General features: G+C 32.8%; 25 protein-coding genes. 16 read left to right on the forward strand and 9 right to left on the reverse strand.

The features are described from left to right. Positions 1-3: 3 nt before the first annotated feature. From GJU39_RS10685 to GJU39_RS10720, 6 genes are all read right to left on the reverse strand, one after another. Entirely contained in the window at positions 4-768 is a 765-nt protein-coding gene (locus GJU39_RS10685) for a hypothetical protein (protein ID WP_154280797.1), read from the reverse strand. Between the two features lie 20 nt (positions 769-788). Then, entirely contained in the window at positions 789-1241 is a 453-nt protein-coding gene (locus tag GJU39_RS10690; RefSeq protein WP_154280798.1) for a hypothetical protein, read from the reverse strand. A 92-nt stretch (positions 1242-1333) separates the two neighbouring features. Next, on the reverse strand, positions 1334-1585 hold the full coding sequence (locus tag GJU39_RS10695; RefSeq protein WP_154280799.1) for a hypothetical protein: 252 nt from the start codon (positions 1583-1585) through the stop codon (positions 1334-1336). Positions 1586-1835: 250 nt separating this feature from the next. Then, complete coding sequence (locus GJU39_RS10705) at positions 1836-2441, reverse strand: hypothetical protein (RefSeq protein WP_154280801.1); 606 nt, start codon at positions 2439-2441, stop codon at positions 1836-1838. Then, on the reverse strand, positions 2434-3072 hold the full coding sequence (locus tag GJU39_RS10710) for a hypothetical protein (RefSeq protein WP_154280802.1): 639 nt from the start codon (positions 3070-3072) through the stop codon (positions 2434-2436). The genes GJU39_RS10705 and GJU39_RS10710 overlap by 8 nt, the downstream gene beginning before the upstream one ends. A 221-nt stretch (positions 3073-3293) precedes the next feature. Next, positions 3294-4181, reverse strand: a complete 888-nt coding sequence (locus GJU39_RS10720; RefSeq protein WP_154280804.1) for an SH3 domain-containing protein — start codon at positions 4179-4181, stop codon at positions 3294-3296. Between the two features lie 479 nt (positions 4182-4660). On the opposite strand from GJU39_RS10720, the gene GJU39_RS10725 reads away from it, so the two are divergent. The 13 genes from GJU39_RS10725 to GJU39_RS10780 all read left to right on the forward strand — a co-directional run bounded on the left by GJU39_RS10725 (position 4661) and on the right by GJU39_RS10780 (position 13599). Then, positions 4661-5176, forward strand: a complete 516-nt coding sequence (locus GJU39_RS10725) for a L,D-transpeptidase family protein (protein ID WP_154280805.1) — start codon at positions 4661-4663, stop codon at positions 5174-5176. Between the two features lie 18 nt (positions 5177-5194). Next, a complete protein-coding gene (locus tag GJU39_RS10730) occupies positions 5195-5677 on the forward strand; it encodes a hypothetical protein (protein ID WP_154280806.1) in 483 nt (160 codons plus the stop codon). An 83-nt stretch (positions 5678-5760) separates the two neighbouring features. After that, on the forward strand, positions 5761-6828 hold the full coding sequence (locus tag GJU39_RS10735) for a DUF6688 domain-containing protein (protein ID WP_342448196.1): 1068 nt from the start codon (positions 5761-5763) through the stop codon (positions 6826-6828). Between the two features lie 217 nt (positions 6829-7045). Beyond that, positions 7046-7411, forward strand: coding sequence for a toxin-antitoxin system YwqK family antitoxin (locus tag GJU39_RS23855; protein WP_245227787.1), 366 nt, complete (start codon positions 7046-7048; stop codon positions 7409-7411). 6 nt (positions 7412-7417) lie between these two features. Beyond that, positions 7418-7672: a toxin-antitoxin system YwqK family antitoxin gene (locus GJU39_RS23860; protein ID WP_245227788.1), complete on the forward strand. Its 255-nt coding sequence runs from the start codon at positions 7418-7420 to the stop codon at positions 7670-7672. Between the two features lie 284 nt (positions 7673-7956). Further along, a complete protein-coding gene (locus GJU39_RS10745; protein WP_154280808.1) occupies positions 7957-8163 on the forward strand; it encodes a hypothetical protein in 207 nt (68 codons plus the stop codon). 36 nt (positions 8164-8199) lie between these two features. Further along, complete coding sequence (locus GJU39_RS10750) at positions 8200-9225, forward strand: hypothetical protein (protein WP_154280809.1); 1026 nt, start codon at positions 8200-8202, stop codon at positions 9223-9225. 16 nt (positions 9226-9241) lie between these two features. After that, positions 9242-10255, forward strand: coding sequence for a hypothetical protein (locus GJU39_RS10755; protein WP_154280810.1), 1014 nt, complete (start codon positions 9242-9244; stop codon positions 10253-10255). Beyond that, on the forward strand, positions 10252-11046 hold the full coding sequence (locus GJU39_RS10760; RefSeq protein WP_154280811.1) for a hypothetical protein: 795 nt from the start codon (positions 10252-10254) through the stop codon (positions 11044-11046). The genes GJU39_RS10755 and GJU39_RS10760 overlap by 4 nt, the downstream gene beginning before the upstream one ends. A gap of 383 nt (positions 11047-11429) precedes the next feature. Next, the gene (locus tag GJU39_RS10765; protein WP_154280812.1) at positions 11430-12263 is read left to right on the forward strand and encodes a hypothetical protein; all 834 of its coding nucleotides are present in this window, start codon (positions 11430-11432) and stop codon (positions 12261-12263) included. A gap of 32 nt (positions 12264-12295) precedes the next feature. Further along, positions 12296-12691, forward strand: coding sequence for a hypothetical protein (locus GJU39_RS10770; protein WP_154280813.1), 396 nt, complete (start codon positions 12296-12298; stop codon positions 12689-12691). Positions 12692-12820: 129 nt separating this feature from the next. Next, positions 12821-13165, forward strand: a complete 345-nt coding sequence (locus GJU39_RS10775; RefSeq protein ID WP_154280814.1) for an antitoxin YezG family protein — start codon at positions 12821-12823, stop codon at positions 13163-13165. A 113-nt stretch (positions 13166-13278) separates the two neighbouring features. Continuing rightward, positions 13279-13599, forward strand: a complete 321-nt coding sequence (locus GJU39_RS10780) for an immunity protein YezG family protein (RefSeq protein ID WP_154280815.1) — start codon at positions 13279-13281, stop codon at positions 13597-13599. Positions 13600-13900: 301 nt separating this feature from the next. Here GJU39_RS10780 and GJU39_RS10785 read toward each other — a convergent pair whose 3' ends face one another. Then, the gene (locus tag GJU39_RS10785) at positions 13901-14626 is read right to left on the reverse strand and encodes a hypothetical protein (RefSeq protein WP_154280816.1); all 726 of its coding nucleotides are present in this window, start codon (positions 14624-14626) and stop codon (positions 13901-13903) included. Between the two features lie 511 nt (positions 14627-15137). Here GJU39_RS10785 and GJU39_RS10790 point away from each other — a divergent pair. From GJU39_RS10790 to GJU39_RS10800, 3 genes are all read left to right on the forward strand, one after another. After that, positions 15138-15290, forward strand: a complete 153-nt coding sequence (locus tag GJU39_RS10790; protein ID WP_154280817.1) for an ATP-binding protein — start codon at positions 15138-15140, stop codon at positions 15288-15290. 98 nt (positions 15291-15388) lie between these two features. Next, the gene (locus GJU39_RS10795) at positions 15389-16030 is read left to right on the forward strand and encodes a DUF6088 family protein (protein ID WP_245227790.1); all 642 of its coding nucleotides are present in this window, start codon (positions 15389-15391) and stop codon (positions 16028-16030) included. Then, a complete protein-coding gene (locus tag GJU39_RS10800; RefSeq protein WP_154280819.1) occupies positions 16020-16976 on the forward strand; it encodes a nucleotidyl transferase AbiEii/AbiGii toxin family protein in 957 nt (318 codons plus the stop codon). The genes GJU39_RS10795 and GJU39_RS10800 overlap by 11 nt, the downstream gene beginning before the upstream one ends. A 373-nt stretch (positions 16977-17349) precedes the next feature. Here the strand turns inward: GJU39_RS10800 and GJU39_RS10805 are convergent, their stop codons facing one another. Further along, entirely contained in the window at positions 17350-18057 is a 708-nt protein-coding gene (locus tag GJU39_RS10805) for a hypothetical protein (RefSeq protein ID WP_209437629.1), read from the reverse strand. Positions 18058-18140: 83 nt separating this feature from the next. Then, complete coding sequence (locus GJU39_RS10810) at positions 18141-19184, reverse strand: hypothetical protein (RefSeq protein ID WP_154280821.1); 1044 nt, start codon at positions 19182-19184, stop codon at positions 18141-18143. Positions 19185-19400: the final 216 nt, after the last annotated feature.

Consider the following 19400-nt stretch of genomic DNA (forward strand, 5'->3'; position numbering starts at 1 on the left):
ATTCTAATCGTACAATTGCTCGGTAATTTCAATAATTATTTCGCTTTTTTTCTTCCATCGAGTCCAACCGTTAAATTTGAAGGTTTCGTCGGCGGTTCCATAAGGTTTTTCTATTTTAACCCAATCGCCTTTTAGCTGAGAAATACTAAACGGAATATAGTTGTTTGCTGTATCTGTGAAGATTATTTTACCATTAGGCTGATCATAAACTTGCAGCGTTTTCTTTCGGGCAAATGCCACCCTTTTCAAATATCGTTCCCAAGTTTCAAATACAAACCAATTTGGGTTGTATTTTGAATTGGGGCAACCTATACAATTATTATCCTGTAACTGTTGTTCGGTAGTATAATAGGCATTTTTATCTTCTATTCTCAAATAATAAAATGCATACGTTTTCTCATTCGTCATGATTTTGAAGGCATTTTTTGTGGAATCAATTACCCTAAATTTCAGTGACGGGCCAAAGTGAACTAAGCCCATATTAATGTTGGTTTTTCCCTCATCAGCAGTATTTCCTTCAAAAATTTTATAAGGTTCTAAATCTATATCGGTTATAAACTTGGTACTTCCATTATTTTTGATTTTGAAACTAATGGAGTCGATAGGTTTTGCATCTTTTTCATTTTTATACAAGTAAATTATTGAAGTTGTATTTACATTTAGTAATCCAATGCCGACCTGTTTTTCCGATGTTTGCTCCGTTTTCTTTATCGACTTTTTACAACTAATTAAAGCGAGCATGGCGAACAACAAATAAATAAATTTCATAAGCTAAAACCTGTTTACATTTATTTTTTAAATTCTTCTCTTAATTGTTCAAGCTTAACTTGCAATTTGCTTATGGAGTCAATCTTTGTACCTTTTGTAAAAGTAATTTTATGAGAAAAATTATTTTTCTCTATAGAAATCCATTCATCACAACCATCAAAACAAACGTTACAGGTTTGATAGTTTAATTTTTGAAAATCGTCTACATTAACAGCATTAACTATTTCATCCCACTCTGAATTTGAAACGCTACGCGTTTTTTTAATTTTGGCTGAGGATGTTCTTGGTGTAGCATAGGTGTATTTTATTGCCCTAGAAGAAATTTCAAGTGAGTCTTGACCTGAGCCCCAACCACAAATAAATCCGGCTTTTATAACTAAATCAGCATGATTGATTTTGTTAATTTGAGTGGTCTTACAGCTAAATATTAATAAAATACCGGCTATTATAATTGTTGAACATGCTTTAATCATTGTAAGTTTTAGATTAGTTGATGTTTAAATATAAAAAAAAGCAAGTTGGTTTCTGAGAGATTACTCAGCTTTTAATTGTTATTAGCCTATATTTATTTTTTCCAACGCACATATTTGTTGGTGTCTGTATTGTGGCTCCAAATTATTTTTAAACTATCTTTCCCAACAGATACCACCTCGCCTTCCATGGTATTCTCTTTAAAGTGAATTTTTAAGATATTGTCTTTCAACATATAAGGAAAATCCGCATCTCCATCGTAATCCACTATGTAATAAGATTTTTTTGATAGCACAAAATCTGCATGCGGCCCATTTGGGTCAATCGTCCAAATACCAAATAACAAAGCGGTATCTATTTTTGAATTTATTTTAGATAAGATTGGACTATTTTTTTGATTTGCTTACTCATCCAAAGTAATTTGGCTTTCCGATTTTTCAGCCTCTGTAAGGTTTTCTTTGCTCCGATTCAAAGAGTCAGCTACTCTTACAGTATCTTTTCCATCTGAAGTTTTCTGATTATTGCAAGATGAATGAACAATTAGAAAGATGCAGAACAAAAAAAACGCAACTTTATTTTTTTTGATTTGAGACATACTATTGATTTAGAAAAACAGTTTCACTATAATCGATTTTAAAATCATCCTGATTTTTCACCAAGGTAACTTTGCTTTTTGTTTTCATATCTTCTCCAAAATCCACAATGACAAAATAATTTAAATCTGATATTTTAGAGACTTTCACATCAATAATGTTCTCCATATCATCTTGACCTCTGCCAAAAAGCCAAGGTTCCGTCTCAGTTCTTAACGGATAAATTTTCTCCCATTTTTCTTTATACTTTTTAACTGCATTTGGGTATTCCTCTTCAGTTAAATTTGAAGCTCCAAATAGCTCTTCAGAATCTATCATAAATTGATAAAATCGTTTTGTACAAACTTCGTCTTCGGTTGCTAAATAAAAACAATATTTATTGCCATTTTTACATTTAAAAAGATTTTTCAGCCATTGCTCTCCATCATCTATTTCCTCGGTTGAGCGTTTGGTGTTTAAATTCTGATTTGTCGTAGCAGGTTTTTCAACACTGTTCTTCTGTTTTATCAAAGTTTTCTTATCATTATTGTTTGCTTGATTGCATGAACATACGATCATAATAATAAGCGTGAAAAGCAAATAAATATTTTTTACCGCTAGTTTATTCATACTTACTACCAACATCATCTAAATTATTGAACATTTCTAAATCTAAATTATCTATAAAAACCATATTTTTAAAATGGTCATTTTTACCGGTAAAACTTTGCGTTTTTGTTTGGCCATCTGCTTTATAGTAAGTTCGTTTTACAACATAAATTCCAGTTAGCAGATTATAAGATTTATCGATGTGTTCTGTAGGTAAAGCTCTATATCCCGAATCGTAACCAATCACTTTAATTTTTTTTGATGGCGTATCATACCTCAATTTTATAAAACGACCAAAAGCGGAAGTTCCGTCTTCAAAATAGCCAAATTGTAATGCCTTGTTTTTAAGCGTCAACGGAATTGGGTAAATTTGGAAATCGTTTGTTGATGGTAAGTCTATCTCAAATTGTTTATTTAAACTGCTGAGGTAAATGAGCAATTTATAATTTGAAAGACTAGATTGGTGCTTAACAATTACCGCTTCATCTTTCCTTAAATCATCATCAAAAAACAAGGAAATTTTTTCCATTTTTTTTCCACTAGCAGGGCTTTCTGTTAATTCAGCATAACCTTTACGTATTTTTACCTGCGCAATCAGCAATGCTGGAAAAGTTAGAAATAGGAGGGTAGCACCTAATTTTTTAAACATCATAATTACATTTAAATCAATTTAATCCTAATATATTGCTTTTTTGGTTTTTCCTGTTGGCTTTCTCCCCACATTGCTTTAATATGTACAACCGCTACATATAAATTTCCGTCATTACCCCAGAAAATATCATCAGGATTCTTTATACTAGGAAACCATTTACTAAAGCTTGCCGTCATTACCAGTTTTATCTGATTATTATTGATGTTATAAAGTTCTAAATCTTATGTTGAGTCGTAAGGGTTGCCATAAATACTAATGATGTTTTTTCTGTTTGACGAGATATGTGGGTAGTCTGCAAAAACCTGTGTTTCTTTTCCGCTGGTTTTATCAAAAAATTTGAAATCATGACTTTCATAATAAGAACCCTCCACTAAATATTGATTCAGATGTTCTATTTGACCGAAATATTTATATTCTTCTCTATCTTCTTCACCTGGCTTATCTTTTATTTTAACTGGTTTATTTGCTGTGGGCAAAGTAGTGATCCCATTTTTTTTGATGATGACATTGGTATCAGCCAATAAAAAATCAACGATGTTACTTTTTTGAGTTTCAAAAACCGATTGATTAATCAGTTCGAGTCTTAGATGGGTTGTTAAAGGTTTACCTTTTTCAAAAAAATCTGATTTTTGATTGATGTTTGTGGAAGTGATCATATTTAGATCACTTTGAGTAAGTTGTATTTCATCTAAAGTTCCGGTTTCATTTCTAGCCACGTAAACCTTTTCCCAGCCAGAACTTTCCACTCTTGTTCCGTCATCCTTAACATAATTCCTGCCTATTCTTCCTCTAACAGCTATCCAATCGCCTAAATCTTCTACAACATCTAGCATTTCGCCATATTCAGCATGTCCTAAAATATTAGCCTGCTCGCTAGTCGCCTCCCTCAAAGGAATTCCCTGCTTCATGATGACAAAAACTTGCCGTATAACTTTGATTCTATCATAGTCTAAACTATTGGTTTTAGGAATCTGATTCTTAGTTTCTTTAAGTATTGGAGTCGCAACAGTTACAGTATCACTAGTTGCTTTTTCTTTTTGCGGAGTGTGGCAGCCGAATAATGCAAATGCGATTAAAATTGCATAGCCTGTTCTTGGCAATGTTTCCATAATATTTATTAGTATATATAGGCTTTAAAAAGAGATTTTTATCTGGCTTAAAGAATAAAATTAAATTTATAAATATTTATTTGGTAAACATTTGATAATTCTTCATTATTTCACAAGAATTAGTACCGAAAAAACATCAGTTATTTTTGATAAATAGTTTTGCTGAAATTAATAATTAATTAGCAGGAATATGTTTTTATTGAGAAATAACCCCGCTTGATGATAGTCTAACCTTGTTTATTCAAAACGTATAAAAACGAATAGTTGTGTTTTTCAAACAAATATCCCTCAAATTTAAACGATTAATAAATTAAGCTAATCGCAAAAAAATAATTAGTTATGTTAGGAGTGATTTTTAAAACTAATAACAGCTATACTAATGAATATGGAACCCAAACAAATTGCAACGGAAAAAAAGCAAAAACCGCTTCCTGTTAGAAAAACAGGATAGAACTCCAACTTTCACCTAAAAAGGTAAAATGATTAAAAAAGTAATTTTAATAACTGTAATTATATTAGTGGTTGCCTTAATTTACAACAATTATCCGGAGCAAAAACTGCCCGAAAATAGTAAGGTAGATTTATTGGTGGTAAAAAAATCTGAAAATAAATTGATGGCTTATGCCGATGGACAACTCTTAAAAACTTATCAGATTTCCTTAGGCGATTCGCCAATGGGCCACAAAGAATTTGAGGGGGATGAAAAAACGCCGGAAGGAGTTTATACCATCAATGCAAAAAATGATAAAAGTGGTTATCACAAAAATTTAGGTGTTTCTTATCCAAATGAAAAAGATATTGCCCATGCTAAATCAATTGGCAAGCCTCCGGGTGGAGATATTAAAATCCACGGTATTAGAAACGGCTTGGGTATCATTAATAAATTTCAAAGACTAATAAACTGGACAAACGGCTGTATTGCCTTAACGAATAGCGAAGTTGATGAACTTTACGCATCAGTAAAAATTGGAACTAAAATAGAAATAAAGCCTTAAAAATCTGAAATCAATAAAATGAAACAATTTAAAATCAGTTTTCAAAATCCGTTTGATCAATATATTACCCAAATTAATTACATCAACCAAGAAGAAACTGTAAAAAGCTTTTTAGCAATTGATTGGGCAAAGTTAAATCTCGAATGTTTTAATAAAGAAGAAGAGGTTTTAAATAATTTTTATTTTTTCGATGTAGAAACTACGAATGATCAAGGTTTCAAATCTAATTTAACCATAGCCGGTCAGTACACTTACGGAGAACAACTGGAAAACTCGGGACCACTGTTTGATGTAATCTATGAAAGACCAACAGAGAAAAAGAGTAGGGGCTTTTTATGTTTAGGTGCAGAAAAAACAAAAATTTTATCCACCCCAAATCATCTTCCCGATTGTGATCAGGCATTTGTGATAAAATGTATAATGGCATTTATAACTGATGATTTTCGGTTTTTGGAAAATGAAATCAATCATGGTATGAAACACATATTTAGACGAGATTGAATTAAGGTTTTCAAAGAGAATAACATATTAAAATGAACGCGGGGTAATGGATTCGATACATAAAAAATAAATCAACATAAACTATGGCACCTTTAATACTTCTCCTTTTGTTGGTTCCTTTTTTTGGCTATTTTATAATTAAGAAATTCAGAACTAATCTAAATCCGAAAACAAGAATTTTAGAGTTTTCCATGATTACTTTTTTTGTGTTTTCCTTGTTTGGATTTGTGTGTGGTTTGATGATGAGCGGTGCCGAATATTATACTGCTATTGACATTGTAGATGATGGTTATACAGCATTTGCTTCTAAACATATCTTAACGCTATTGGTGTTTTTTGGATTTTCTATTTGGGCAATTATTGCAATCTGGTTAAAAATAAACCAATTACCACCATTATTATTTGTGCTGGCATTGGTGTTTTTAATCATTGGGATGGTCATCAGCTTTGTGGTTATTTTGCAGTTATCAGGCGGTGTTGGTGGTAAAGGTGTTGAAATTATCATGATTCCGCTACCTGTTTGCTACCTCTTAATTTCTATATTATTACTGCTTAAAATCACCTGTAACCAAGCCGAAGTTTCTGCAACCAGAACTTACCAAAACAAGTTTTTAAACTACATCAATACAAAAATGGCGGAAAGCAATTTGCAACCTATTTATGTGTTGGTGTTACTAATTCCTGTTTTTGCACTGATTGTCGCCATTTTAATGGTTTTTGGTCAGGATTATAATTCGATAACCAAGGTTTTTACAGAAACTGCAACGTGGAATTTTTCACAGAAAACACATCCGCCAGCTTTAGAACACCGCGGACATTATTTGTGTACGGTTGCAGTTTGTGGTGATGCTAAAGTCGTCACGCCTCTGCGTTTGGGTAAAAGGTATGGTCAAGAAATTGTAGTAAACAGACAATTGCTAATCGCCAACGCTTTTGAAGAGCTGATACAGGAAAGTGCACCAGGATTGCATAAAATTATTAGGAACGCTTACGATAAATATGGTTATCCACTATCGAAAAAGATTACTACACCAGAAAGTTCTAACTTGGTTTACCGATTGATGAAACCCCTGGAATATTTATTTCTGGTTGTTCTTTATTTGTTTGTGGTTAAACCCGAAGAAAAAATTAATAAACAATATGCGATTTAGGAAAACATTTAAGTTTGCGTTAAGGGTTTAGTGCCGATTTTTCATCGGTACCGAAGCATCAAACCAAATTATGAAACCATATCATTTATGAAAGAAATAGCTAAAATAACTGCAGTACTATTGTTGATGTTTACAGCAACCTTTACTTGCGCCCAAATTCCGGAAGAAATAAAATGGGAACACCTGCAAAACCTACATAGCAGATAGTAGCGATTTGATGTTGAGCTTAAACGGAAAATACCTAAATGGGAAATATAAAATCCCGTTAGATGAAAAAATTTATGCCCTTTACAACATTAAAAATGGAATGATAACAGGTGATGCTTTTTGGTACACCAATGGCGGACATTTAGAATGCAAGTTGGAATATAAACGTGGCGTTTGTAATGGTTTAAAAGAAAATTTCGACAATGATGGAAAGGTTTGGCTTCGCCAAGAATACAAAAATGGAAAGCAGGATGGTTTAAGTGAAATGTACAGCAACGGCCTGCTCAACATTAAATCTGAGTATAAAAAAGGCAAAAGAGACGGCAAGCAAATAAGCTACAGCAGTGGAAAACTAATTTCAGAGACTGAATATTAGGATGGGTTGAGAGATGAGTTGAGTAAAACTTATGATTTACAAGGCAACCCGATTACTGAGATTAATTACAAAGCAGACCAGCAAAATGGCTTGACAACCATGTATGCTATGGGCAAAAAAAACATGGATTTTGTATTTGAAGATGGTAAGAAACATGGCATTGGCCACATGTATAAACCGGATGGGTCGGTCGTTTTTACAAGTTATTACCTAAATGGAGAGAAAGCGAGCAAGGATGAATACGATAAATATCAGAAATAGATATAAAGTATTTTTAACCTGTTTCCTGAAAATAATATCTTAAATAAATGAAAAAAATGTTGCTACTTATATTCGCCACTGCCGTCATTGTTTTCAGTTCAACCCAATAAAAATAGATAGTCTTGGCAATACGGTTTTCCAACTTACCCTATATAAAAGGAATGATGTTGATTTTATAGACCATAGGAGATTAAAACGCTTGCTTTTTTAAAAGAAACTTTTACGAAAGAAGGTTACATCAACCCTGGTATTCCATCCACATTTTATGGAATTGCTTTTATATTTTGAAAGTAGACGGGGATATTTTGAATTTTAAAAATAATGCCATCAAGTCTAATGCATTTGGCGAAAACACAGAAACCAATCTATTTCTTTTTAGTTTACCAGAGAAATTTGCAGAAAAGAGCGGTGTAAGTTTTCTTACTTATGATTATGGCACTAATTTCCATGAGAACAACAAAAAGGGAGTTTATGTAATTAAATTAAAGTAGTTGAAAATATCAAATAAAGAGCTAGTTACTAAATAGATGAAAAAAAGTGATAAAATAATTCTTTGGATAGTTGGTATTCTTGCGGTAATTATTTTGCCAGATGCAAACCTTTATTATCAGCGATATAAGTTAAAAGGAGATAAACTACCTGAAATGTACAAGAACTACAGCACATTAGATAGCATCAGCGATGATATATACGAAGTTTTGGAAGTAAATGGAGCTAACCATAATCCTGTGATACAGCTAAATGATAGCACAATTATGGTGATCAACAAAAGCAGTGAGGAAACCGAAGATGGAAGTAGGAACGAAATAAATAGTTGGTGCAAAATTAACCTGAAAGGCCAAATAACAGGCAGCTTAAACTATGCCTACAACGACAGAAAACAAAATCACAATTACCAAACTTTTTATAATTATGTGGTAGATTTTTATGGCAATACTTACAATACCTGGATCATAAATAGCGATAGCACCCGTAAACCCATTAAAAATTTAAATGAAAATAAAATATTTTCTGTTGACGAGGCGGAACAAATTATAAGCACTCATGAGTATTTATATAACGAAAATATTCCTGCAGATACGAGCGGAAATGACCGCAAACAGAAAATATTAATCTTTAAAAATGGCGTGTTTAATTATTTCTATGCTGATAAATACTTCAACAAAGTAGAGCCTTATCAGCAAGACAAAAGGGGATTAAAATACGAAGTAGATCGGATTGACAATAACTCTGGTTACTTGAAAAGAAAATATGTGAAGAAGGATGAGTGGGTTGGTCATACATTTTGGGATAGCAGGACTTTTAGCTACGGTTCTGGCAATAGTTCTGGAAGAATTGGGTGGTACGGCACAGCTTTTTTTGACGTTAAAATGCCGAATAAAATAATCCATTTTAAAACTTCAGTTGAGATAGAATATCCTAAGGAAGGGATAATAGAACGATTTACCTACAGTATTTATAAACCTAATAATGGCGATTATTTATTGCTGAGCGATATCCAGAATAACAGGCATTATTTGATAAGACCAAAAATAAACAAGCTGAGCAAATAGATAATAGATTTAAACAATGAGAAAATCAACAAAAATAATTCTTTGGATAATACTTGGCATACTTGCAATTATCCTTCTTCCAGATTTTTCCATGTATTACCAACGTTTAAAATTAAATTTTGAGACATTACCTGATGTTTATAAAAGCTGCCGTACAATTGATAGTGTTAAAGATGATGCGTATGAGGTTAAAGAATTTTTAAGTTACAAACCCGTATTGCAAGTAAATGATTCTACGATTGTAATAGTAGTGAATGATAGCAAAGAAACGGAGAATCGGAGCAGAGACGAAAAACATATTTGGTATAAAATCAACAAGCAAGGGCAAATAACGGATAGTTTAAAATATTTTTACAAGGATAGAAAGCAAAATCACAGTTACAGAACATTTAACGGATATATTGTGGATACAGAAAATAATACCTACAACACTTGGCTAACCAATGCCGATACCACGACTAGAGCGTTCAAAAATTTAAATGAAAATAATGTATTCACGGCAAAAGAAGCAGTGAAAATTACTGCTGAAAAAGAGTTGATGAATGCAGAACGAATCAGTTCTGATGGCAATCAAGAGCAAGCAAAATTTAAATTGATCGTTTACAAAAATAAGGTTTGGAATTATTTTTATACCGATAAAGATTGGAATGGCTCAGAAACTTACGCTAATAATAAGCTGGAATTAAAGTACCAATCCTCAACTGCCGAGATAGATAAAAGTCCGGCTATAATCAAAAGAGCTTTTGTTAAAAAGCAGGAATGGATTAGTCGTTCCTTTTGGCATTTGGAATTTGGTTGGGGTGGAGGCTATAGAGGCGACAAATGGGAAGGAACAAGTTATTTCGATATCATGATGCCTAAAAAAAACCTGCACTTTCAACAACCTGTAGAAATATACTACCCAGATGAAAATTTAATAGATAGAATTACCTATCAAATTTATAAACCAGAAAACGGTGCTTATTTATTGTTAAAAAACAATGAAAATGCAAGGTGCTATTTAATAAGACCTAAAGTAAATTTTAAATGAGAAAAAGCACTAAATTAATACTTATAATCGTAGCTACGCTGGTCACATTATTTGCGATTTTTGCTATTATTCAGGTTGTACATTTCACCCGATTTAGACAGCCATCATCGATTGCTAGTGATACCACAGTTGTGGGAGAGGTTATAGATACGGTTGCTCACGCTATTGATGAAGACACTTTACAAGCTGAGGATAGCCGAGCAATTTATGAACAGTCTCAGTTTCCAAAAACTGGTAATTTGGTAAAAGATTTTGTAATCGAACCTTATAAAATAGTGATGGAAGATGAGGGTTTGCTCGACCAAGATAATTTGAAAGACGTGGTCATCACGCTCCAAAATAAAAACGACAGTACCGACGTACGGCCAACTTTAGTGCTTTTAAAACAGCAAACCGGCGGTTACCAATTATACGGAGTTTCGTGGGAGACAGTACCTCCAGCTTATCGCGAAGATTTTCAAGAATATTTAGCTGAGAGCTTAGAAATAGATGGTGCTAAACTAAAAATAAGTTTAACTGGATATGGTGCGCCTACCGGCAATCGGTTTAAAACTTATAAATTTATCGACCATAAATTGGTGCTTATTTCCATTGGTTTATTCAATGCAGGCGCAGGCGGACAAAGCTATGTGGATGTTGATTATTTAAAAAATAGTGTCCGTTACGAAGATGTGAACACCATGTTAGATGAGATGCCGAGTACGGTTACGCATGAAAAAATTAAAAAACATAAACCTTATTTTTTTGAGACGGATGAAGGATTGGATTTTAGGAGAGATGAAACTAAATAAAGCTTAAAATAAATATTAATTTTTTTGCGATGAAAAATGGTTAAACAAACAACAAATGGTGTTAATCAGATAAAAAGCACTTAAAAAAAAGCCAGCAGTTTATTAAACCATTGCCAAACCGATAGAAGGTGAAATTCATCATTGGAATTATCCTAAGCATCAAAATCCTTACGATGTTCTAAACCCCAATCAATTAACTGATCCAATTTCAAGAGAAACTCATCAACAAATTCATGAAGCGACAACATCTAATCCTTCTGATCCTTGGGGAGGACCTATCAGTCCAGATCATGCAATCATCCCAAATCCGTTTGATCTCCCTGTTCCAAGAGATTAGGATTTTGAGTTTATTTGTATAACTTATTTTAAAATAATAATTGGCCATGAAAATGCTAAGAGATATAATCCATAAATTAAAAATTGATCCGCGTATTGAAAAACTCATTTTCAAAGAAGTTGAACTACCGCGTTTTCTTGATGATTTTAATTCATTAAATGAATACTGGTATCCACATCCACCTTGTTTTATCCCTTTATTTCTGGGGCATGGAGCTTCTTACAAAGGAATTAATAACCATTTTTTCTGTGAAAGAAAGGTAACTTATACAGAATTTTTTCTCGAAAATGGGTATATTTCAGAAATTGCGAGAGATTCAAATCAATTTATTGCTTTGATTATCTTAAAGATGATTATAATAAAAGACGGTGTAACAGAGGATATTATATCATTTTGTGATTCAGTCGGTTTTGCAGATTACGAAATAATAGATAAGTTTTCAATTGAATTTGGAGATGACCCAAAAAACTTTGAGAAATTGATTTATTTTAAAGAAAAATTGCCATTCAAAAACATCAAGAATTTAGAAGATTATAATGGAGACTTTCCATCCTCACTGACTATTCTTAATGCTAATTTAGAAAATGCTGCGCTATTTGAGATCGCCCCTACTGAATCTTTAAATGAAGTTGGAAATTTTCCGCTATGGCTAGAAATCAATAACGAAATAAACAATGTTGATGTTTTTCAGGATTATTTAAGTAAAAACCTTTTAAAGGAAGCTTGGCTTCTTTTAAATAAAAAAGGATGGCTACTTAAGGATGTTGCCGCATGTCTTGAAGACCTGAAAGTGAAAGCAAATGATGAATTATTTAATTTGGTAGCAGATAACTGGATAGAGGGTTGGAAAAAATCAACTTTCTTGGATGGAAATTATTAAGAAATACAATAATCTTTAAGGTAATAAATAACATGAAATTATACTTTGATCATTGGAATAAAAATAGAGATGAGGGAAGTGAAATAGAAATAAACTCCACAAATGTTAATGATATACCAAGTTATTTAAAAAGACTAAATCAAAAAGAATTTACTCAAATATCAATAAATGAAAAAAACAGCTCTCTAATGATAGGAGGCGGTAATAAATCCTACGTTTGCACATTTATAGTAGGAGATAACGAACAGTATTTCAATCTAGTAAATGTGAAAAACAATTCAAATGACGATGTAGAAGTTGTAACTGGTGGGCAAGGAGGAATTTTTGAACAAAGAATAGTTGTAGAACTTCCATTAGCTTTAGAAGCAATGCAATATTACATTCTAAATGGTGAAAAAAAACCAGAATTAGTTTGGGATGAAGATTGAGACTTTTTAAATCATCCCAATTTTTAATTTTTCTTACGACACTTATTTTCAGTTTTTTGAAAATCGACAGATCAATTAGGCTTTTACAAACACTTTGAGGACTTCACAAGGGATAAAGAATAAAATACTATGAAAACAGTTGACGAAATTTACGAGGCTATTGCCAAAGAAATCTTAAACGTAATTAATGATGACTGGGACAAAGCTTGTTTGGAATTTGAATTTGTTGAAGAGGGAGTTGTAGGCTATTCTGGTGATTACGTTAATGATGGTAATAAAAAAGATATTGAAGTTGAAAACATCGATGACGATGTTATTGATTGGTTAAGCCAACTTCATGAAATTACAACTGAAGGGGGTAACAACAAATGGAACCGAGCGATATTCACATTATTTTCAACAGGCAAATTCGATATGGAATTTATTTGGGATCAAGAATTATACGATGAAATTGAGAGTTTAAGTAAGGGATAAAACCTATGCGCATCACAAATAATCTTATAAACTAAATAATTCAAATTTCAAATTCTAATATCCCATCAGACGATTGGGATAATTTTACCTTGAACATTTATGCGATAAATAAAATGATTTCCGTTAAATCATTTTATGAGAAAAATGGGAAAATAATTTCTTTTGATCCAGAAGAAAATGGCGAGGATATAACGCTAAAAATTAAAAAATTGCGCGAAGAATTATACAAGTTATCTCCTAATAAGGGAGCTTGGTATACATGTATAATAACTGTAACTAGCGACGGAAAATTTAACATAGATTTTGATTATGATGAAAAGCCCGAGTTTAAATATGATCCTAGCCCCGATAAGTTTATTGATGATTTGAAAGTTTTCCCAAGAGATAAGGATTTGGTACCCGAATGGTTGAATGATATTCTATTAAAAAATTAGAACTTCTTAGGTTATTAGGAAACCGGATATTGATCCTATAGATTAAACGTTTACGCCCGATGTTTAGCTTGTGGTATATCGTATAAATCAACAATAGTTGAGAGTGGGTTCGGTCAAAAGTGATATGGAATGATCATCCTCAAGCTACTTAGTAAATTTTTCACACCTATGGAATATAACGGTAAACCGGTTTACTACAAGTATACTACAATCATTCCAAAGATGTAACGGCAAATCGGCGTTTTTGACAAACCCTATTTTAAAGCGACTCCAAGATAATCAACTCATAAAAAAAAGCAATTTACTTCTTTCCCAAACCTTTGTCTGTCAGTTTCATCTGTCCAATATCAAAATGATAAAGGCTCTTGAAATTCGCAGCAATCTTTTGTCTGTAAGTTTCGTCTGTTTTATCCTTGATTGACTGTATCCAGCCAGTCTGAAGTATAATGGTGTTGAGTTTAAGTTGCTCGCCTATCTGTGCAGCCATTCCCGGTGTACTAAGTTTCTGATTGTTAGCCATTATGCTTGCAGTTTGCGTCGGCACACCACGAGCCATAGGTACTGTTATAGCGTTACCATCCTTCACATTATTCACTATCATCCAATTGAGTATGATATAGACTGCTAACACATCAGCTGCGTCATTCTCTTTTAAGCCGGAACTTTTATTAGCTTGTTGGTACAAATCAGAATAATCAAATTTACCTGGCGCAAAATTTTGTGCTACGGTGGTTGCCACTGCAGGGTTATAACGTTTTAATTTTGCTACATAATTATTGACCGTCTTTTTTCTAAGCGCTTCATTAGGTACGTAGGAAAAATTAGCTGAGCGGGTTTTTGCCGTACTTTTTCCGGAATACTTATCAGGCATCCCAGCTCGCTTACGCTCGGCCATTTCTACAGACTGCAAACCCGCATTATTAACAATCACGGACATGTCAATTACCGGACCGAGATCTTGCGCACGTGCGGAAAAGCTTATCTGCCCAAGGAAAGCGAATAGACTAAAAAAAAACATCTTTTTCATGCTAAAATAAAAGGGTTTAAATTTATGATTGACACAATATATTATATAACAACATCGAAATAGAAACTTCGGCAAGCGCAGCGCTTAAAATAAAGAGTAACTACATCTATAAATAGCTACTTTATTGTATTCAAGCTTCCAGCGGGCTTGAGTTAACTAGTGTCTTTTAATACATTAAATATATGAAAATCAAATGATTTAAGAAAGACAAGCAATAAAAAGTAGACTAAATATGTTATGGGCGCTCAACTGGACAAGGTTCGAACCCTCTTCGGCTCCACAAAAAAGAGGCCGATCATGATTTATGATACAGCCTCTTTTGGCATTTAATGGCATTATTGTTTTTCAGCGCAATACTTATCGTACCTTAACAATTGTTTCTTTTATCAGTGAATCTTTTGAGAAATGAGATATAATCAATACAATTAATAAGAGGATAACAATTTTAATTAATTTAATTTGTTTTTCTTTTTTAAGAGTTGATGAAGCTCTTGGAGACGTTTTCATAGGTTTGAGTGATACTACAGGAATCGGTCTTTATTTTTGCTCGGAAATCATAAAACTACATAATTGTAAAATTTGGGTTGAAAGCGAATTAGGGAAAGGTTCAACCTTTTATTTTACTTTGCCGAAAGAATTTGTATCCATCCAGCATAGCGAGTGAAATTCTATTAGCATATGTGAATAAAGCACTATAAATCAATTATATAAATTTATATTAAGACTTCATATGCATGAATTTTAAATAATATTTCTTGCAAAATGATGTTGATTCTGTTATCTTTACAGGCAATAGGGATTAGCATGACCAAGTTAGAAGAACTTAAAAAACACTTGAAGCGTGGAAACGTATATCGCCGTACTGACTTAACCAAATGGTCAAAATCAGTCGATAGGCATCTTCATGCCCTGTTAGAAGACGGAACATTACAGAAATTATCACAAGGCCTATATTCATATCCGAAGGAAACAACATTTGGTAAAACACCGCCGGAAGAGGAAAGCCTTGTACGTAGCTTTCTAAAAGATGATCGGTTTTTGCTGACCTCTCCTAATGCCTATAATAGTTTAGGCGTAGGTACAACCCAGCTTTATAATAAGAGAACTGTTTATAATCATAAACGCCATGGCGAATTTACACTTGGTAACAGGAAATTCTTTTTTCGGATAAAGCCACATTTCCCTAAAAAGCTAACGGAAGAATTTTTATTGGTTGACCTTGTTAATAATCTGGGAACACTAGCAGAAGATCAAAATGAAGTTTTAAAAAATATATTTTCCAAAATTCAGGTTATGGATGCAAAAAAACTTGAACGATCTACTTTAGAATACGGAAGCGTAAAAGCAAAAAAGCTTCTTCTGCCATTGCTTGCCCATAGAGAAAATACTCAATATGCTTTCTAATTATCTTCATGATCAAAAAGATTTTCCTGCTTTGCTCCGTATTCTTGAAGAAGAAACAGGTATACAGGCAGGGTTAATTGAAAAGGATTATTGGATTATGCATGTTTTGTATGGTCTAAAGAAACAAGGTTTTGATTTTGAGTTGAAAGGTGGAACTTCACTTTCAAAAGGCTATAAAATTATCAATCGATTTTCAGAGGATATTGATATTCATATCAAGCCCCCAGCGGATTTAAAGGTTGAGGGTAATCCTGCCAAAAGTAAGCCTAATCAAATCCAATCGAGAAAAGATTATTACGAGTGGTTAGCAAAGAATATCAAGATAGATGGAATTATCTCTATCGAGCGTGACACTACTTTCGATGATACCGACCAATATAGAAGCGGTGGCATTAGGCTCTACTATAAAAGCCATACATCTGTGATTTCAGGAGTAAAAGAAGGTATTTTACTTGAAGCTGGTTTTGATACGGTAACACCAAATACTAAGCTTGCTATTAGTTCCTGGGCTTTTGACAAAGCATTAGAAACAGCATCTTTAAAAATTACAGATAACAGAGCAATTGATATAATATGTTATCATGCAGGATATACGTTTGTTGAGAAATTACAAACGATTGCGACAAAGTTTCGTCAGGAACAAGCAAGTGGCGAAAGTAAAGTAAATTTCATGAGGCAATATTATGATGTCTATTGCTTACTAGTCGATAAGGATGTCCTAGCATTCATAGGAACGGAAGAATATCATGCCCACAAACAAAAAAGATTTCCTAAAATTGATTTAGCTATCCCAATCTCTGAGAACGAAGCTTTTCTACTTACAGATAAAAATTTAAAGGAAACTTTTGAAAAGCGGTACGTAGGCACAAATGCTCTTTATTATAATGGTCAGCCTGACTTTGATGATCTGCTCCTAAGGATAAAAGAAAATATTACAAATCTATAGATAGCTTATTTTAGCTAACGTACAATTTCTTTTAAACGTAATAATTTAAATTTTTGAAAAGTTCCCTACCACAATTGGTAACCGACTCAGAAAGATAAGGTCAGAGAGTAAGGAACGATAAAGTAGTTCGAATTACTATTAATTACATATATAGAAAGGGCATCAGTGTTGATGCCCTTGATAGAAGTTTGATTATTGAACAATCGAAGGGATACCAGTCGTATTTTGACTTTTAGAAGCCTGACAAATATAATCTAGCCTAATTCTGGCTTAAACATTTCTGCGGGAATCCAAGCGAAACTTTTAATTAATGCATTCAAATAAATTTAATAGTCAATTAAAAATTAAATTCATTGTAATAACGTAATTGGATTTATTTTTTCTCCAGCTTAAATTTTTGATATACCTGATTAATTTCATTCAATTCTGCCTTACTTAAATTTGGTTCAAATATCTTAACATCTATGATCCTATTAGGAATTTCGACGCCTAAACTACTTTTGTTCTTTGGAACTACATTGAATATCGAGGAGACTTGAACGAGTTTAATGCCTCTAACTTTATCTATATTTTGTGATAAAGTATAATCCATTCTGCTTTTCCAATTTTTATCAAAAGTTAGAAATGTTGTATCAGGATAATTCGCGCTAGGAACTGGCTTGTATGTATAAGTTTCCCGTATGTATCCATTTCCAATGTCAGACTTTGATACCAGTATACTGTTTTCATCAAAATCTGCATTTCCGCCTTTTAGTATTGGATCATCTAGTAACAGTGTGTCAACACTGAACTGTTTAATAACGTAAGCCTTATCTTGAAACTCATAGCTTTTTCCAGTTTCTTGATCTTTTTTATAAATATAAAACCTGTGAAAAATAGCACTGCTTTCAATCATTTTCGGATCATTGTTAACTTGGATTTGACCGTCTTTAAAAGCATTTTTATTATACTTTATAGATTGAATTGACTTTCGATAGAGTATTATATCCCCCAATTTAGATATGATGACTGTATCGTTTTTATTATCGAATATCGTACCTGTTTGAAGATCTACAGTCTTTATATTCGTAACTATTCCCATATTTATTTGCCCTCCTGCAGGATTAATCTTGCAGGAGGTGGCAAATAAAATAAGTAGGACAAATATTTTTGATAAGTGATTTATTAAAAAATATCGTTTACATTCCATACTTCGCAGGTTGCTGTTAAATTTTGATTTGTTCCAGGAATTGGATTGAATTTTGACTCACAAAGTATTTTTGCCTTTACATTGAAATATGCTTTTGCAGTTGCATAATACTTGCCAATTGTTGGTTGCAGAATGAAATTTGACACAGTTATTTCTGTTGCTGGTGAAATACCCTGCATGCCTTCATTTAGGTGTTCTAGTTTATCCCATTGCCACTCATCTCCCACTTTTTTGTGATAACCTCGCTCTGTGCTTTTATAAGACCACCATCCGAATATATTTCTTAAAAATACCCATTGGTAAATGTAGTTCCTTGAATCTACTGTTTCAGTTCCAGGTTCAGGTTCAATTAAATTATTTTCTCCAACAACATCCATTTGAACTGCATCCCCAGCCTTTGAGCAGTCTTCTTCTTCAGATTCACCCCCAGTTTCTGGCTCTTGCGGAATTATAGCACCATCCTCTTCAGCACAATCATCGAAAAGCCAAGTTTGAGATAGTACTCTTCCTGTAAGTCTATCCCATATAATCAAATATACTGGATCACATTTACCTTCAATCCCATTTGACATTACTTTTTCATGAGAGGTTCTTAACGTTGTTTTATTAGAACTTTGCAAATTGTTATCTAAATCCGTAAATTTTCGTGTTGATACAAACTTACTGTTTTCGATTCTTCCATTCTTTATGGATAGACCTGCAACGATGCGATTATGTTTTACACTATACTGGATAAAAGTACCATCAGCTACGTTTATTTGGCCCAATTTTGCTTTGTTATACTTAGAAAGTATTTGTAATCCTGAAGTATTAATAGCACTTTCATTACTATAATATTCTAGTTTTTGAACACTTATAACTTTTTCACCATTCATACGAAAAACTATACCAGATATCAATTGTAAGTCCCTTCGTTTTCCATGACTATCATGATTTATACTAACTCCTTGTGTTTTAACAACAAGAATACTATCTCCTTCAATAAAATAACTATTCCAATCAGGTTCAAATTTGCTCAATTTGTTTTCTATTGTACTAGTGTTATATAACTTCTGAGCGACCTCAATCATTTTCTGATTATTATTAGAGGTATTAACATTACTTTTTTTACACGAGTTAAGCGAGAAAATTGTAATGAAAAAGAAAATTGTCGGTCTCTGGATATTCTGGAGCATGTTGACCCCCCAATTATGTTTTCCAATTCCGGTTTACGGTAAAACCATTTAAAGCTTTTA

The sequence above is a fragment of the Pedobacter petrophilus genome, from assembly GCF_009674725.1.
Taxonomy (GTDB): Bacteria; Bacteroidota; Bacteroidia; order Sphingobacteriales; family Sphingobacteriaceae; genus Pedobacter; species Pedobacter petrophilus.

Excerpts from the sequence above, each read along its gene's own strand:
- GJU39_RS10765 (WP_154280812.1), top strand. The coding sequence starts at position 11,430 with ATGAAAATGCTAAGAGATATAATCCATAAATTAAAAATTGATCCGCGT.
- GJU39_RS10775 (WP_154280814.1), top strand. The coding sequence starts at position 12,821 with ATGAAAACAGTTGACGAAATTTACGAGGCTATTGCCAAAGAAATCTTA.
- GJU39_RS10705 (WP_154280801.1), bottom strand. The coding sequence starts at position 2,441 with ATGAATAAACTAGCGGTAAAAAATATTTATTTGCTTTTCACGCTTATT.
- GJU39_RS10785 (WP_154280816.1), bottom strand. The coding sequence starts at position 14,626 with ATGAAAAAGATGTTTTTTTTTAGTCTATTCGCTTTCCTTGGGCAGATA.
- GJU39_RS10690 (WP_154280798.1), bottom strand. The coding sequence starts at position 1,241 with ATGATTAAAGCATGTTCAACAATTATAATAGCCGGTATTTTATTAATA.
- GJU39_RS10720 (WP_154280804.1), bottom strand. The coding sequence starts at position 4,181 with ATGGAAACATTGCCAAGAACAGGCTATGCAATTTTAATCGCATTTGCA.
- GJU39_RS10710 (WP_154280802.1), bottom strand. The coding sequence starts at position 3,072 with ATGATGTTTAAAAAATTAGGTGCTACCCTCCTATTTCTAACTTTTCCA.
- GJU39_RS10795 (WP_245227790.1), top strand. The coding sequence starts at position 15,389 with ATGATGTTGATTCTGTTATCTTTACAGGCAATAGGGATTAGCATGACC.
- GJU39_RS10735 (WP_342448196.1), top strand. The coding sequence starts at position 5,761 with ATGGCACCTTTAATACTTCTCCTTTTGTTGGTTCCTTTTTTTGGCTAT.
- GJU39_RS10750 (WP_154280809.1), top strand. The coding sequence starts at position 8,200 with ATGAAAAAAAGTGATAAAATAATTCTTTGGATAGTTGGTATTCTTGCG.
- GJU39_RS10760 (WP_154280811.1), top strand. The coding sequence starts at position 10,252 with ATGAGAAAAAGCACTAAATTAATACTTATAATCGTAGCTACGCTGGTC.
- GJU39_RS23855 (WP_245227787.1), top strand. The coding sequence starts at position 7,046 with ATGTTGAGCTTAAACGGAAAATACCTAAATGGGAAATATAAAATCCCG.
- GJU39_RS10730 (WP_154280806.1), top strand. The coding sequence starts at position 5,195 with ATGAAACAATTTAAAATCAGTTTTCAAAATCCGTTTGATCAATATATT.
- GJU39_RS10805 (WP_209437629.1), bottom strand. The coding sequence starts at position 18,057 with ATGGGAATAGTTACGAATATAAAGACTGTAGATCTTCAAACAGGTACG.
- GJU39_RS10685 (WP_154280797.1), bottom strand. The coding sequence starts at position 768 with ATGAAATTTATTTATTTGTTGTTCGCCATGCTCGCTTTAATTAGTTGT.
- GJU39_RS10780 (WP_154280815.1), top strand. The coding sequence starts at position 13,279 with ATGATTTCCGTTAAATCATTTTATGAGAAAAATGGGAAAATAATTTCT.
- GJU39_RS10725 (WP_154280805.1), top strand. The coding sequence starts at position 4,661 with ATGATTAAAAAAGTAATTTTAATAACTGTAATTATATTAGTGGTTGCC.
- GJU39_RS10800 (WP_154280819.1), top strand. The coding sequence starts at position 16,020 with ATGCTTTCTAATTATCTTCATGATCAAAAAGATTTTCCTGCTTTGCTC.
- GJU39_RS10770 (WP_154280813.1), top strand. The coding sequence starts at position 12,296 with ATGAAATTATACTTTGATCATTGGAATAAAAATAGAGATGAGGGAAGT.
- GJU39_RS10755 (WP_154280810.1), top strand. The coding sequence starts at position 9,242 with ATGAGAAAATCAACAAAAATAATTCTTTGGATAATACTTGGCATACTT.